Genomic DNA, 14,106 nt, shown 5'->3' with positions numbered 1-14,106 from the left:
AGCGCAAATGTTTAATCAAGTCCCTTCTCTTTTAAAAATTTCGACAGCAGGTCGGCAATCTGTACATTGTTTAAGTCCGAAAAAGGGAAATGGGTGTTGCCATGAATACCTATTTCCGGTAAATGGACCAGTGTTACATCGCCACCGTGTTTATTGACTACATCCCTCCATTTCCGGGCAACGGCCAGGAATACCCGCCATTGTTCCTGTCCCGGATTCGTACTGGGGCTGTCGGGAATATTGTCACCATAGTAAATAGCTATGGGAATCTTTGTAAGCTGCCAGAACTCCGGCAGTGGAACAGTAGCCGGTTTGATAACGCGACCGCCTAATACGATGGAGTCCGGCGCCTCTCCTTCCGGAAATACGAAGTCGCCGCCCGGTTCATAGGAAATGATAGCTTTGATCCGGGAATTTTTCAGTGCAGTACGCCATCCCAGTCCGCCACTTTGCGAGTGTGTCAGCAGGATTCCGGCACCGATCTTATTAAACAGTTCAGATACCGCATTCGTATTTACTTCCGGATTATAAGGCCCAATATTGGGGGCTGTCTGCCGGAAAAACTGGTTCAATGCCTCCGGGTCTTTTGAGAACTGAACACCGGGATAAAAGTCGGGCCACACCCCTAAACGAAATATTCCAAACCAAAGTTGATCATCTGCTGTAGGTGCGATGTTGACAGGCTCAGGGCTTTTCCCTCCATGTCCGCGTCTGGGCTGATCGATCAGGTACACCGGAAACCTCCGCCGCAGAAAGATCGTTTGAAACCCTTCCCGCCCATCGGGTGTTGTTTCCCATGTTTTCGTGAACTGCCCATGCCCATGCCAGAATACCAGCGGCAGTTTCCTGGGACGCTCCGGCACCTGGTAGAAAACATAGGCATGATCTACATGGAGTGTTTGCCCTGCGGTGCTGGGGTTGACAGGATTGTATGCTCCGTCTTTGATCGGGTCAAAGGTCCCGGGGTTGGTTACAAGCGTGCCCCCTACCGCAAAGCTGCCTTGCTGCCGCAGTACTAACTGTCCCGCATCGGTGCTTGCTTTGTTGGAAGCACAGCCCGCGACGAATACAGAAGCGATCAACAACACAAAATATATTTTCCTCGGTATCTTACTGATAAGCATAAACGATTAGATATTAAAACGCCAATATTCTTTATATATTCATTTTCCTTTCCCCCAGCCATTTTACCATTGCCGGGTCCCGGTGATCGAAAATACTGCTGGTGGCGGAATCCAGGGCTTTAATAGCATCCATGTCCCCGTCACTAAGTTCAAAGTCGAATATGTTGAAGTTTTCCTGCATTCTTTCTTTCCGAACAGACTTAGGAATAGCGATTACACCGCGTTGAGTAAGCCATCTTAAAATCACCTGCGCAATTGATTTTTTATATTTACCAGCAATGCTGCCCAACAGTTCATTATGGAAAATATTGTTCTTCCCTTCTGCAAACGGTCCCCAGGATTCAATTTGTACATGATTTTCCAGTAAAAATTGCTGCGCAGCAGTTTGCTGGTGGAAAGGATGGGTCTCTATCTGGTTTACGGCAGGTACTACCTCATGATGAATCATCAGGTCCATCAGCCGGTCGGGATGAAAATTACTGACACCAATGGCCCGTATACGGCCTTCTTTATACAGTTCCTCCATTGCTCTCCATTCGCCGTAAACATCGCCATAAGGCTGATGTATCAGGTACAAATCGAGATAATCCAGTTGCAGTCTATGGAGAGAATTCTCAAAAGCCTTCCTGGTACCGGTATAGCCATCAGATTGTATCCATAACTTAGTCGTAATAAACAGCTCCTCCCTGGCAACGCCAGATTTTTTTATAGCGGCGCCTACCGCTTCTTCATTACCATAGGAGGCTGCAGTGTCAATTAACCTGTATCCGCTGGCAATAGCGTCCAGCACTCCTCTTTCGCACTCTGCCAGATCTGTCACCTGAAAAACGCCATATCCAAGAATAGGCATTTGTACTCCGTTGTTCAGCGTTACGTTTTTCATACTTTAGCGTAGTTTACTTTGACTTTACAAAGGTGACTTACATTTTCTGCATCGTTCTTATACCGATTACGGGTCTTTTTACCATTATTACCGAAGTGGGAGACTCAGCCGGGCCGCAGTGTGATTATTCAGTAATTTTAACAAGCAAACACCTATGGTTGTTATGGATAATATATTAAAATTCAATACAATTAGCGATTATAACGCCTTCAATAATAACGAAACACTACACCCTTTGGTGAGCGTGGTGGACCTCTCAAAGGCTAATCCCAGAAGCGGTTCCCGTATGTACTTTGGGTTTTATACCATTTTCCTGAAGGAGGTGAAATGCGGCGATATCACCTATGGCCGGGATACTTACGACTACCAGGAAGGCACGCTGGTCTTTCTGGCGCCTGGACAGGTGGCGGGCGTTAACAGCAACGGGGAGATGTACCAGCCTAAAGGGTACGCACTGGTATTCCATCCGGATTTAATACATGGTACGGCGCTGGGGCGCCGCATTAATGATTATACGTTCTTCACGTATGATACGCGGGAAGCGCTGCATTTATCCGAAAGGGAGCGTCAAATCGTGTTGGACTGTTTCTCAAAAATCAGCTACGAACTGCAACATGCGATTGATAAGCACAGTAAGAAACTGATTGCCTCCAACATTGAATTGTTGCTGGATTATTGTGTGAGATTCTATGACCGGCAATTCATTACACGGGAACACGTTTACAAAGGCGTACTGGAGCGGTTTGAGCAGCTGTTGAATGATTATTTTGAATCCGATAAGTCCCAGCATCTGGGACTGCCGTCAGTTGCATATTGTGCCGGTGAATTGAATCTGTCAGCCAATTACTTTGGCGACCTGGTGAAGAAAGAAACAGGAAAAACTGCACAGGAATATATCCAGACCAAAATAATCAACATCGCCAAAGAAAGAATATTTGATCTGAATAAATCTGTCAGCCAGGTGGCCGGTGAGTTAGGTTTTAAATATCCGGCGCACTTTACCCGTTTGTTTAAACAAAGGGTTGGTATTACGCCGAATGAATACAGGATGCAACATTGACGATAAAATCATACGGTCCTTTACCGTTGTTGTATGATTATGGGCCCGGCGGAGGAATGCTATTAAACATCCTTGCGTCGCACTCTTCAGCTGTTGGAATTCTCCTGAACCACACAGTGGCTTGTAGGCCAACGTTGCTGTCTGATAGTAAGTCTATCAGGAGTGAATTGTTCTGACGATTTAACCTTTGTACTGCTGGTCAGTTACCTTTTCCAACCAATCCACCACTTTGCCGTCCAGGTTCTCCTGAATGGCAATATGTGTCATTCCGGTCGTTGCTGTAGCCCCGTGCCAGTGCTTTTCATTTGGTTCAAACCAAACCACATCGCCCGGGCGTATAGTTTCTACCGGTCCACCTTCCCGTTGAACCCATCCGCATCCTGCAGTTACAATTAATGTTTGTCCAAGTGGATGGGTATGCCATGCTGTTCTCGCCCCCGGCTCAAAGGTGACGCTGGTCGCAGCGCCTCGCCGTGCTTCATTGGCATCAAAGAGCGGATCTACTCTTACCGCCCCAGTAAACCAGTCGTCCGGGCCTTTAAAGGACGGCCTTGATCCTATTCTGGTAATGTCCATATTTCAAATATACCTGTTTATTTCAGGTGGATGTTACGATACCTCCAACGCATTATACTTGGCAACACAACCAGCAGCAATGGTAGCGCCAGTATGAAACCACCAATCACAGCGATCGCCAGCGGCTGATGCAACTGTGCGCCCGTACCAATCCCAAGGGCAATAGGCATCAGCGCAGTGATAGCGCCCAGTGCGGTCATTAATTTGGGTCTCAGGCGGGTGGAGATAGCATATACGATCGCCTCATCCACCTGTTGGGTATGGTGCATTAATTCTTTAAACTGTAAGAAAGTAAAAATGGCATTCTCTCCAATAATCCCTACTATCATAATCAGCCCGGTATAACTACCAACATTCAGCGGTGTGTGCGTGAGATAAAGCGCAATATAACTACCGCCAATACCCAGTACCGATACCATCAGGATGATCAGTGCATCTACGAAATCCTTATACAGGAAAAGGATAACGCCAAATACCAGCAAACTGGCCGTAATCAGGATCAATAATAACTCCCTGAAAGATTGCTGCTGATCGGCATAAGCGCCTCCGTAGGCAATACTATAACCCTGCGGCAGCAATATCTTCGTTCCCACCTCCCGGCTGATTTCCCGCATCACGGCGCCCAAATCGCGGTTATCCAGCCGGGCGGTGACAATACCCATCGACTGCAGGTTTTCCCGTGTAATTTCTGCTTCTCCGGTATTGAAACGCGGAGTGGCCAGATCCGTCAGCGGACGTAGTTTCCCATCCGGTAAAAATACCTGTAGCCGATTAATGGCCGATACATTCAGCGTTCGACTGCCGGGATATACCAGCCGTATGGGTGATAACTGCTCCTTTTCAAATACTGCGCCCGCTACATTACCTTCCAGTGCTGTTTGCAGTTGAAACTGCAAACTGGCAGGCGTGATCCCATACTGCGCCAGTAAACGGCTGTTAACTTCCATACTGATCGAAGGGCCGGCTATCACAATACCATCAAATACGTCTGCGGTGCCGGACACGTTGCTCACCAAAGCCGCCACCTGCCTGGACAATGCTTTCAGCTGTTCCTGATCGTTCCCGAAGACTTTTATTTCCACTGGTTGCACAGAAGTCATCAGATCCCCCAGCATATCCCCTATCACCTGCCCGAAGTCGATGCGCAACGCCGGCTGTGTAGCCGCTACCTGTTTACGGATAGCATCTATGACATCATTGGTCGTCAGCTTACGGTCTTTCTTCAACTGTATCAGATAATCACCTCTGTTGGGTTCCGTTATAAAGAACCCCATCTGGGTACCGGTGCGCCGGGAATATGCCGCCACTTCCGGAATACCGGTGATGATCTTTTCCACCTGCTGCAACATCCGGTCTGTCTCTTCCAGAGAAGTACCCGGCGGAGAGCTATAATCCAGCACAATACTGCCTTCATCCATCTCTGGCAAAAATCCTGTTTCCAGGCGCGGTACAATCAGTGCAATCGCCACAATCAGTCCCACTATGAACAAAATGCTGATCCATGGCCGGGTAATGAACCAGGTTACCCAGCGCTGTTTTTTTACATCATGCCCCTTATGCGCTTGTTTTGCTGCCTTTCGTTCTTTTTTCTGATTGGTCAGCAACAGGTAAATCACCGGCAGCCCTATCCAGGTAACCAGGAAAGAACATACCAGCGTAATGATCATGGTATTGGTCAGTACTTTGAAGTAGGCGCCGGCTACTCCCGTCATCAGCAAAAAAGGCAGGAAGATAACAATCGTACTGAGGGAAGAACCCACCATCGCCGGGAATAAGTAATTAATCGCTTTGGGTATCAGCACAGTGGTCGGTTCATCCGGATGTTCTTCATGTGTACGGTGTATTTGCTCCACTACCACTATGGCGTCATCAATAATCAGCCCTATGGCCGCAGCGATAGCGCCCAGCGTCATGATATTGAAGGTTTGCCCGGTGGCATATAATACAATCAGCGTCAGCAGTAAGGTCACCGGAATGGTGATCAGGATGGTGGCACTGGCTTTCAGTGAACGGAGGAAAATAATCGCCACGATGATGGCCAGCAGTAATCCTATCCATAAACTATCGGTTACACTCTTAATCGCATCTTTTACAAAGTCGGCCTGTATATAGTAAGGAGAGATTTTCACATCCGCAGGCAGGGTCCTTTTCAGTGCAGCGATCTTTGCCGTCATGCGGTCGGACAGGTCTACCAGATTGGCATTGGGCTGCTTGATCACCGCCACCAGTATACCTTCTTTGCCATTCGCATTTACCTTGATGTATTCCTTCGCCTCTCGTATTTCCACCGCCGCAATATCCGCCAGCGTGACTATCCGCTTCCCGTTGTTGCTGACCACCAGGTTATTGAGTTTTTCTTTGGTGTCTACCACCGCATCGGTAACGGTGAGGTATAGTAAACGGTAATCAGACAGGTAACCGTTGGACTTGATAAAGTTGGTCTGGGCCAGCGCGTTGTTAATCAGATCCGGTGTAATACCAAAGGTATTCATCTTCTGCATGTCCAGCTGTACCCAGTATTCCTTGTTTTTCCCACCGATAATACGGATTTCGGAAACACCTTCCACCTGTGATAAAAAGGGTTTGATGGTATAGGTGGCCAGGTATTTCAGATCGATGGGCGACCGATTGTGGCTTTCTATGGTATAACCGCTCACGGGCAATATGGAGGGATTCATCCGTTCCACATTGATCTGCACTTCTGGTGGCAATACATTTTTGATTTCCGCGATCTTTGATTCAATACGTTGCTGGCTGATATTTATATCTGCCTGCCAATCCATGAAGGCGGATATTTCGCAGCTGCCCCTGCTGGTAGTGCTACGGATCATTTTCAGGTCCGGCACCTGCTTTATCGCCAGCTCCAGCGGCCGGGTAACGGTGATCATCATTTTATTGACCGGCTGTTGGCCCGCATCTGCAATGATCTTTATTTTGGGAAAAGTGATTTCCGGGAAAAGTGCCGATTGTATTTTTCCGTAGGCAAACAATCCTCCTGCAATGATAATCACAAGAAGTACCGTCACCGGATTTTTATATGCGAGAAAGAAATTTTTCATACCGGCTGCTTGTTTACAACGGTGACAGTGGCAGTATCGGAAAGGCCGTAGTTACCGCTGGTGAGTACTTTGTCCTGTGTAGTGAGTACAGGAGATAATACCTCTATCCTATTACCGGTTTCCAGCCCTTTCTGAATAATCACTTTTACAGCGGTGGTACTGTCTTTCATTTTCATGATCCAGTATTCGCTTTGTGATTCATTGGAAAGCACAGACTCCCTGGGAACAAACACGGTATTCGCTTTCGTCGATTTAACAAGCCGCACCTTTGCGATGAGGTTTTCCGGAATCAGTTTACCGGGGGCAACCCTGATCACATAATTCTGTGTTTGTGCGATCGAATCCACGGTAGGCAATGGCGCTTCCAATACACCGGGCAGTTTCTGACCATCTGGCAAAGCCACAGTAACACTGCGATTGGCGGGGATAAGAGAGGTTAGTTCGTATGGCAGATTCAAAATAAAAGCGAAACTGTTATCATCAGAAATAGTCGCCAGTTGTTCACCATCCTGTACATAGGTGCCTGCCTGGGTAGCTAACTGCGTAATATAGCCGTTACCGGTAGCCTTAACAGGAATAATACCCGTAAAGCGGAAAGAAGAATCCAGCTTATTGACAATATTCCCTAAATTCTCCGCTTCCTTTGTTTTCAGCAAGAATAACACCTGTCCCCGGCTTACATGTTGCCCGATTTTTATATTGGACGTCTGCAGGAAACCATTGGCAACGGCTTTTACATTTGTTTTCAACAGAAAAGCAGCCGTAGCATTTAGCTCCACAGCATCTTCCATCGTGCCTCTTTCGGGAGAAGCCACTGTAACAGGGGTACCCATCGGTGTTGCCTGTTCTTCAGAGGCCGGAGCCGTATGACTACAGGCAGTTGCCAGGAGGACCCATGTAGTGCTAAGCAGACTTAATAACTTCATAGTTGATATCAATTAGCGCTGTTCCAGTAGTTAATCTGGTTAATCAACTGATATTTATTTACAATATTCTGCGTGATGATATTTTTAGCATTCAGGTAATTATTGATGGCAATCACATAATCTGCTATTCTTGCATCACCATGTACCAATAATGCTCTGTTGGCCTGCATCAGGCCATCAGCATAATTAATTTGTTTGTTTGCCTGCTCAATGAGCTCCAATGTAGATGCCAGCTGCTGCGTAAGTTGTTGTATCTGTTGATAATACTGACGGGAAAAAAAATCCTGATAATTCTTTCTCGTTTCCTCAGAAATGGCCACCTTGTTATGTTGCATTTTTCGTTGCTTACCATCATAAATGGGGATAGCCAGGCTTAATCCGGCGCTGACGCCAAAATTTTTGTAGGGGTCCAGGGATAAGGTAGAATTAAAACCACCATCGGTATACAGATTTATTCTGGGCCGGTATGACAAGTTAATGGCGGCATCTGTATTTCGGAGTTTCAGGCTGTCTATTTCAAATTGGTGATAAAAGACCGTATTCTCCAGGGAAGGGAGATGGTCAATACTCAATGCGGGATCTGCTATGGAGGTAAAGGCAGTATCTATAACGCCGCAAAGATAATTCAGCTGTCCGAAGTCAACCTGGTACTGTGTATGCAATTGTTTTAGCAAAAGCTCCTGTTGTTGCAGGGTGACCAGGAAAGTGAGATAGTCTGTCTGCCGGTAAGTGCCGGTTTGGGTAAGTTTTTTCAGGATCACTTCTTCCTGTTTCAGCAGTTGCAGCACGTTGCTGTTAAAGCGGTATTGCTCCCAATCGCCATAGGCGACGATATACTGCGCCACAATACTTTTTTTCAGGTCCTGTTCTGAGATCCTGGCCGTATTGCGAAGGCCCTGGTTCTGCAAGTCAATACCATACAGTTGATTATTCAGGTTCTTCTTTCCATTCAGCTCTTTGGTGGCAGTTACGAGGGCGCTTACCTGACCTCCGTTCGTAATGGCATTATCGTACCCGTAGCCATGAATGAGCGGGGCGTAGGTGTTGTTGCTCACACCGTTCACCTGAGGGCCATAAGCGGCGCGCAGGCGCAGGCTGTCAATCTGTGCCGCTCTTACCTGATTCTGGTAATCCTTCAGTAGCGGACTATTTTGTTTACCTTTCTCCAGGTAATAACGCAGGTCTTTCTCCTGGGCATGTGCCGTGATGAAAAGGAAAATAAGCAGTAAAGAAATGGCCGTCTGCTTCATTAAACCATTTTTAAAATCTACTACTGAAGGATATGGTAACAGATGGAGGTTAGTGGATCATTCTTTTTCTTCTTTCAGGAATTTCCCCTTGTCATCGAATATAACATCTTTACCGTTTATTTCCGCCTCGTAATTCACCTCTCCGTTCGATTTTACAATTTTAGCGGTTTCCTTTACCCTTGAGCCTTTATAATGACTGGTTATATAAAGCGTCGCTTCCTTGGGCAGTGCTGTGGCAGGAACGGCCGTCTCTGTTTCCATCCAGCCGCCTTTCGCATCAAACACAGCCGAAGTATGCTGGCTGTTCTCTTTAAAGCCCGCTTCATAGTTTCCCTTCTCCATTTCCCATTTAACCCCTGTAGCAGCGGGGAATTTCTTTAAAAAAGCAGTTTTAACAGGTGCAGGCACTTTGGCCTCGCTGATCTTTTGTGCAAATGCAGATGCACTGATCATCATGCATCCCAATAATACATAGATTTTCATGGTCTGTGAATTTAAACTAAAATTACAGGCCAATTCTGGTTAATTTCTGTAGCAGCAAGAAACTCCGGTCCCGGCAGCGATTTCACAAGGGAAAAGCTACACGTATTACCATGGTTATCTCAAAGAAAGTATCCTTCTGACATAAATTTTTCCGCTTTTGATCAAACTTTGTCTTTGGTAGCTATTAATTTCGCGACCATTTTAATATAATCGAACAGGCAAGCTGCCTTGTATTACAGCAATTGGGATTTCCTGCTTGCTGCCAGGTCAGTACAGCTACAACGCTTTTTTATGAGATCAGGCTATATTCTATTGCTTTTATCACTAACTGTCGCCACCAATACTTTCGGACAAGATAGTACCAGGCCAAAGAGGATCACAGATACAACCAGCCAGCTTAAAGGTATCATTGTTACGGCCAGCCGTATAGCGGAGAGCGTTAACGAAGTGCCTTCGTCAGTAACATTAATATCCAGGAAAGAGGTAGAAAAACAAGCACAGATCAACAACAATCTACCCTACATCCTGATGCAGAAAGTTCCGGGAATTTCCCCAAGTGAAGAAGGGCAGAATAATTTTATCGGGAAATTGAGAGGCAGAAATTTCCTGGTCCTTATTGATGGTATCCCGCAGTCCACTCCATTAAGGAACGGCGGGCGTGACCTCAGAACTATTGATGTTAGCGCCATAGACCATATTGAAGTAATAAACGGCGCCTCTTCGATGTATGGCAATGGAGGCGCAGGAGGCATCATTAACTACATCACCATAAGGCCGGAAAAGAATGTCCCTTTCAGCTCTTCTACCTATTTCAATAATAGCCTGAACCTTGTAAAACCTGACGAAACCTACGGTTACAACATTTCCCAGGTATTCAAAGGCCGGACTGGCGGCTTTGATTATGTTCTACAAGGAAAGATGGCACACTCCGGTGTGGTAAGATCCTCCGACGGCGTTGTGGTCAGCCCCTTTTATGGATTGGGAGAAACCAGGACGTACAACGCCCTGGTGAAACTGGGATATGATTTTTCTACTAATCACCGTATTGAGGTAATGGGTAACTATTTTAATAGTATCCAGGACAGTAAATACATTGGTACGAAAGGGAACTTTGGTATTTCTCCTGCAATCGGCGTCAGGGGTGATACCAATATCCTGGGAGGCACCCCATACAATAAGACGATAAACGTAAAATACACCGGTACTTTTGGTAAGACCGAAGCCAATGTAGTAGCGTATTTCAATGATATTAATTCAGTTTTTGAAGCCTATAATCAAATATACTCCGACCACTGGGGAGCCCGTTTCAATATGTCTACCCCCGTTATATTGCCAGGTAATAACCACCTGCAATTGATCTATGGCATAGATTTCCTGAAAGACCATACCGTACAGAAGGATATGGCGGATAAACTAGTGACCCCGGATATGAACATGAACAGTATTGCTCCTTACCTGCAATCCAAGTTCGTGCTGGCCCAAAACTGGATACTCAAAGCCGGCGTACGATATGAGAACCTGCTATTTAAAGTGAGTGACTTTACTAAAGGGAATCAGCTTGTCCCCGGAGCTACCAACACCTATGATGCGTTAGTATTTAATGCTGGTCTGCGATATAATAAATGCTCCTACATTCAGCCATTTGCCAGCTTCTCACAGGGTTTTTCCATCGGGGATGTTGGGTTGGTATTGAGAAACGGTGTTTCATTGAATGCCATAAATCTTGCCCCGGTGAAGGTAAATAATTTTGAACTGGGCGTAAATGGCGATGTTCAACGGTTCCGTTATGAGGTGACCGGTTATTATAACACCAGTAAAAAAGGAACAACATTTAAAGAGATCACCCCGGGTAACTTCGACCTGACCCAATTACCACAACGCATATACGGAGTGGAGGCTGTACTGGGATTCAAAGCTACTGACTGGTTAAGCGTGGGCAGTATATTGAGCTATATGGATGGAAAAGAGGATACCAAGAACGATGGTTCTTACGATGGGAAAATGGACAATTCGATTATCTCGCCAATAAAAGTGGGTGGGAATGTCAACTTCAAATTTACCCGCCAATGGGATTTCTCTGTTCAAATGACTAACATCGGTGGCCGCAATGTGTTCCCGAAAGAAGTGTGGAACTATGGAAAATACCCAATATCCGGATACACCCTGTTTGATATGTACACTTCCTATAAACTCAGGCATGTAACATTCACATTTGCTATTAATAACCTCTTTAATGCTAATTATTACCCCACGCATTCAGAAGTACGTGGTGCTACAACAGAAGGACGCTATTATGTAAAGGCCACCGGAACGGTCGCTAACCTGGGCATAGTGGTCAATTTGTAATATTCCCCGCCTGTATTTACACTGTCTTGTCAGGCAGCCTGCTACCGTAAATCATACCTAACAACACAACTAAAAAAGGGAACCAGCCATAGTGGCTGGTTCCCTTTTTTTTACAGCAGCATCAGCTGCAATTATCGGTATTATCTACGGATGCAATCTGTAGTTCAATCCAATGTTAACTGTTGTAGGGGCTCCGGGAAATTTGCCTCCCCAGAAGTCATACCGGTGTGTAAAATACTTTTCGTTCAGCATATTATTAACCGTGGCACTGACTCCCCAGTGGCTCCATTTATAGTTCACGGCCAGGTTCAGCAGATTGTAGGAAGGAATAGCCCCATTGGACCCATCCGGCGAAGGTTGTTCCGTATTAAGGGCGTCGTTATACTGCCTGCCGGTAAATGTATTATAAATGTTTACGCCCATTGTCCCAATGCCAATAGAACGCTCATATTGCATCCCTGCAGTGAACAGCTGTTTAGGAGCATATGGGAGCAAATTACCTTTATTCGGCCCTTCATTAAAAGTTGCTTTCTGCAATGCCCCTGTTACATACACCCGTAATCCTTTTAAAGGAAATACATTAAGTTCCAATTCCAGCCCCTGATGTAAAGCCTTACCTGCATTGGTAAACCTGCCGCTCTCCTCTATCAGTTTGTGATCGAAATCAAGCACATAACCACTCATACTAATATCCATCCAATTGACCGGGGTTGTACGAATGCCTACCTCATAATTAGTGGACGTTTCCGCACCGAGGTTGTTTCCATTAGCGACTGTTCCAGGATCAAGCGCAGCATACAACACCGGCGGATTGTATCCCTTTGAAACGGTGGAATATACTCTGAACCGCTCAATAGGTTTATATAAAAATCCAAATGAGTAAATCAGAACATCCGTTTTAGTAGAGAGTTTTTGAGCGGTCATGTAGTTGTTCTGGCCGTAGTTGATGGCTGTATAACGCAATCCGGGTGTGAAACTGAACTTATCGGAAAAATGAATCTCATCCTGGATGTATCCTTCGAAAACATTGGTGGGAATGGTCACTGAATAAGTTGTTTTCCCAACGTGTTGTAGAGGGTCAGCACCTAACACCTTTATACTGTTGGTCTGATCTCCAAGATATTTCACGCCAACGATCAGAGAATTTTTCAGGTTAAACAGTTTGTTATTACGGTTATATTCAAGCACGGTACCCCCGGTGAAGATATCTCTCAAATCTCCCAGGATGGACTTCTTATCCCTGTTGGTATCATACCACCAGTTGCGTTTGAAGTAGTTGGCGAAAACTGACAGGGAGATGGTATTGAGGGAATCAATGCTTTTTTTGTATACAGCAGAGGCAGAATAACGATTCGCATAAAACTGATCAAAAGGATTTACGCTCTGTTTGTAATTGTCCTTATATTGCTGCTCTGATAGGCCTCCTGGCGTTTCGGCGTCTTCTGTATAAACATTACCGGAAAAAGTAAATTCGTCCTTGTTGTCCAACTTTGTGCCAATACGGAAAGTAACATCATTCGTACCAAACGCCGATCTGGTTGATCTGAAACCATCTCCTTGCCGGCGATTGTAATTTATGTAGTAGTTAAACTTGCCATTATCGCCAAAAGCCGAAGCAGAGGCGTTGAGATAACCATAGCTTCCCGCCTCGACGCTACCTTCCACATTGGGTTTGCCATATCCCTTTTTGGTGATAAGGTTAATCACACCGCCAATTGAGCCCGCTCCATATAACACGGGAGAGGCCCCTTTAATCACCTCAATCCTTTCTATAGAGGCGATAGGCAGCATGTAATAAGCCCCCAGCTGACCATAACTTTGCCCTAATGGAATTTTACCGTCTACAAGTACCACTACATACCCATTCCGGGAAGGGTCAAGCCCCCGTAAGCCTATTCCGGGTTTTAGTCCACGCCCGTCTTCATCCTGATAGTTAGCCCCTGGGATCAGCCTTATGGCATCTCCCACCGACTGGATACCGAGATCTTTTATTTGTTTGCTATTGACGATATTTACAGTGCTCGACAGATTTTTGATTTTGCTGTTTAGCCCGTTCGATGTGACTGTTACGTCTTCCAGAGATATGCTCCAAAGGCTGTCACGATTATCTTTTCGATTTCCCTTAGGTTCATTTTGTGCGCTGGCGTTTAAAGCTGTAACCAGCAGTGACAGAGAGAAAATGCTGGCGGCCCTCGTTTTTTTCATGATAAATTGTATGTTATAGATATTAGGTGTGTGGTTGTGCGGGATGCAAAACTATAATAGATAGTGCATATAGGTCAATCGAATCGGGAAAATTTTGAACTACAGCATTCGTTGGTTTAAATCGACCGGACCTTCCTACAGACAGCGCCCCTCCGGGAGTGCTTTTCCCGAAAAATATTTATTTGTCACTACTA

General features: G+C 45.8%; 10 protein-coding genes. 2 read left to right on the top strand and 8 right to left on the bottom strand.

Translation table 11 applies throughout. The annotated features are described in order from the left end of the window. Positions 1–11 precede the first annotated feature (11 nt). Together HHL17_RS18415 and HHL17_RS18410 are read right to left on the bottom strand one after the other, a co-directional pair. A complete protein-coding gene (locus HHL17_RS18415) occupies positions 12–1,124 on the bottom strand; it encodes an alpha/beta hydrolase (RefSeq protein ID WP_169226284.1) in 1,113 nt (370 codons plus the stop codon). Positions 1,125–1,155: 31 nt separating this feature from the next. Next, positions 1,156–2,007 carry an aldo/keto reductase gene (locus HHL17_RS18410; protein WP_169226283.1) on the bottom strand — a complete coding sequence of 284 codons (852 nt, stop codon included), beginning with the start codon at positions 2,005–2,007 and terminating at the stop codon, positions 1,156–1,158. Between the two features lie 163 nt (positions 2,008–2,170). Here HHL17_RS18410 and HHL17_RS18405 point away from each other — a divergent pair, with 163 nt between their 5' ends. Continuing rightward, complete coding sequence (locus HHL17_RS18405; protein ID WP_169226282.1) at positions 2,171–3,067, top strand: helix-turn-helix domain-containing protein; 897 nt, start codon at positions 2,171–2,173, stop codon at positions 3,065–3,067. Between the two features lie 180 nt (positions 3,068–3,247). Here the strand turns inward: HHL17_RS18405 and HHL17_RS18400 are convergent, their stop codons facing one another. From HHL17_RS18400 to HHL17_RS18380, 5 genes are read right to left on the bottom strand one after another with little or no spacing between them, the layout of a single operon-like run. Next, positions 3,248–3,643: a (R)-mandelonitrile lyase gene (locus HHL17_RS18400; RefSeq protein WP_169226281.1), complete on the bottom strand. Its 396-nt coding sequence runs from the start codon at positions 3,641–3,643 to the stop codon at positions 3,248–3,250. 17 nt (positions 3,644–3,660) lie between these two features. Further along, positions 3,661–6,702, bottom strand: coding sequence for an efflux RND transporter permease subunit (locus HHL17_RS18395; RefSeq protein WP_169226280.1), 3,042 nt, complete (start codon positions 6,700–6,702; stop codon positions 3,661–3,663). Beyond that, a complete protein-coding gene (locus tag HHL17_RS18390) occupies positions 6,699–7,628 on the bottom strand; it encodes an efflux RND transporter periplasmic adaptor subunit (RefSeq protein WP_169226279.1) in 930 nt (309 codons plus the stop codon). The genes HHL17_RS18395 and HHL17_RS18390 overlap by 4 nt, the downstream gene beginning before the upstream one ends. A gap of 8 nt (positions 7,629–7,636) precedes the next feature. Further along, positions 7,637–8,878 carry a TolC family protein gene (locus tag HHL17_RS18385; protein ID WP_169226278.1) on the bottom strand — a complete coding sequence of 414 codons (1,242 nt, stop codon included), beginning with the start codon at positions 8,876–8,878 and terminating at the stop codon, positions 7,637–7,639. 57 nt (positions 8,879–8,935) lie between these two features. Continuing rightward, positions 8,936–9,361, bottom strand: a complete 426-nt coding sequence (locus tag HHL17_RS18380; RefSeq protein ID WP_169226277.1) for a PepSY-like domain-containing protein — start codon at positions 9,359–9,361, stop codon at positions 8,936–8,938. Positions 9,362–9,652: 291 nt separating this feature from the next. On the opposite strand from HHL17_RS18380, the gene HHL17_RS18375 reads away from it, so the two are divergent. Beyond that, entirely contained in the window at positions 9,653–11,707 is a 2,055-nt protein-coding gene (locus HHL17_RS18375) for a TonB-dependent receptor (protein WP_169226276.1), read from the top strand. 144 nt (positions 11,708–11,851) lie between these two features. Here the strand turns inward: HHL17_RS18375 and HHL17_RS18370 are convergent, their stop codons facing one another. Next, entirely contained in the window at positions 11,852–13,912 is a 2,061-nt protein-coding gene (locus tag HHL17_RS18370; RefSeq protein ID WP_169226275.1) for a TonB-dependent receptor family protein, read from the bottom strand. Positions 13,913–14,106: the final 194 nt, after the last annotated feature.

The organism is Chitinophaga fulva (assembly GCF_012927205.1).
GTDB lineage: Bacteria > Bacteroidota > Bacteroidia > Chitinophagales > Chitinophagaceae > Chitinophaga > Chitinophaga fulva.
Note: the sequence above shows the minus strand (reverse complement) of the source record. Positions and strands in the feature narration are given on the sequence as shown.

Excerpts from the sequence above, each read along its gene's own strand:
- HHL17_RS18405 (WP_169226282.1), top strand. The coding sequence starts at position 2,171 with ATGGATAATATATTAAAATTCAATACAATTAGCGATTATAACGCCTTC.
- HHL17_RS18375 (WP_169226276.1), top strand. The coding sequence starts at position 9,653 with ATGAGATCAGGCTATATTCTATTGCTTTTATCACTAACTGTCGCCACC.
- HHL17_RS18380 (WP_169226277.1), bottom strand. The coding sequence starts at position 9,361 with ATGAAAATCTATGTATTATTGGGATGCATGATGATCAGTGCATCTGCA.
- HHL17_RS18395 (WP_169226280.1), bottom strand. The coding sequence starts at position 6,702 with ATGAAAAATTTCTTTCTCGCATATAAAAATCCGGTGACGGTACTTCTT.
- HHL17_RS18415 (WP_169226284.1), bottom strand. The coding sequence starts at position 1,124 with ATGCTTATCAGTAAGATACCGAGGAAAATATATTTTGTGTTGTTGATC.
- HHL17_RS18400 (WP_169226281.1), bottom strand. The coding sequence starts at position 3,643 with ATGGACATTACCAGAATAGGATCAAGGCCGTCCTTTAAAGGCCCGGAC.
- HHL17_RS18385 (WP_169226278.1), bottom strand. The coding sequence starts at position 8,878 with ATGAAGCAGACGGCCATTTCTTTACTGCTTATTTTCCTTTTCATCACG.
- HHL17_RS18370 (WP_169226275.1), bottom strand. The coding sequence starts at position 13,912 with ATGAAAAAAACGAGGGCCGCCAGCATTTTCTCTCTGTCACTGCTGGTT.
- HHL17_RS18390 (WP_169226279.1), bottom strand. The coding sequence starts at position 7,628 with ATGAAGTTATTAAGTCTGCTTAGCACTACATGGGTCCTCCTGGCAACT.
- HHL17_RS18410 (WP_169226283.1), bottom strand. The coding sequence starts at position 2,007 with ATGAAAAACGTAACGCTGAACAACGGAGTACAAATGCCTATTCTTGGA.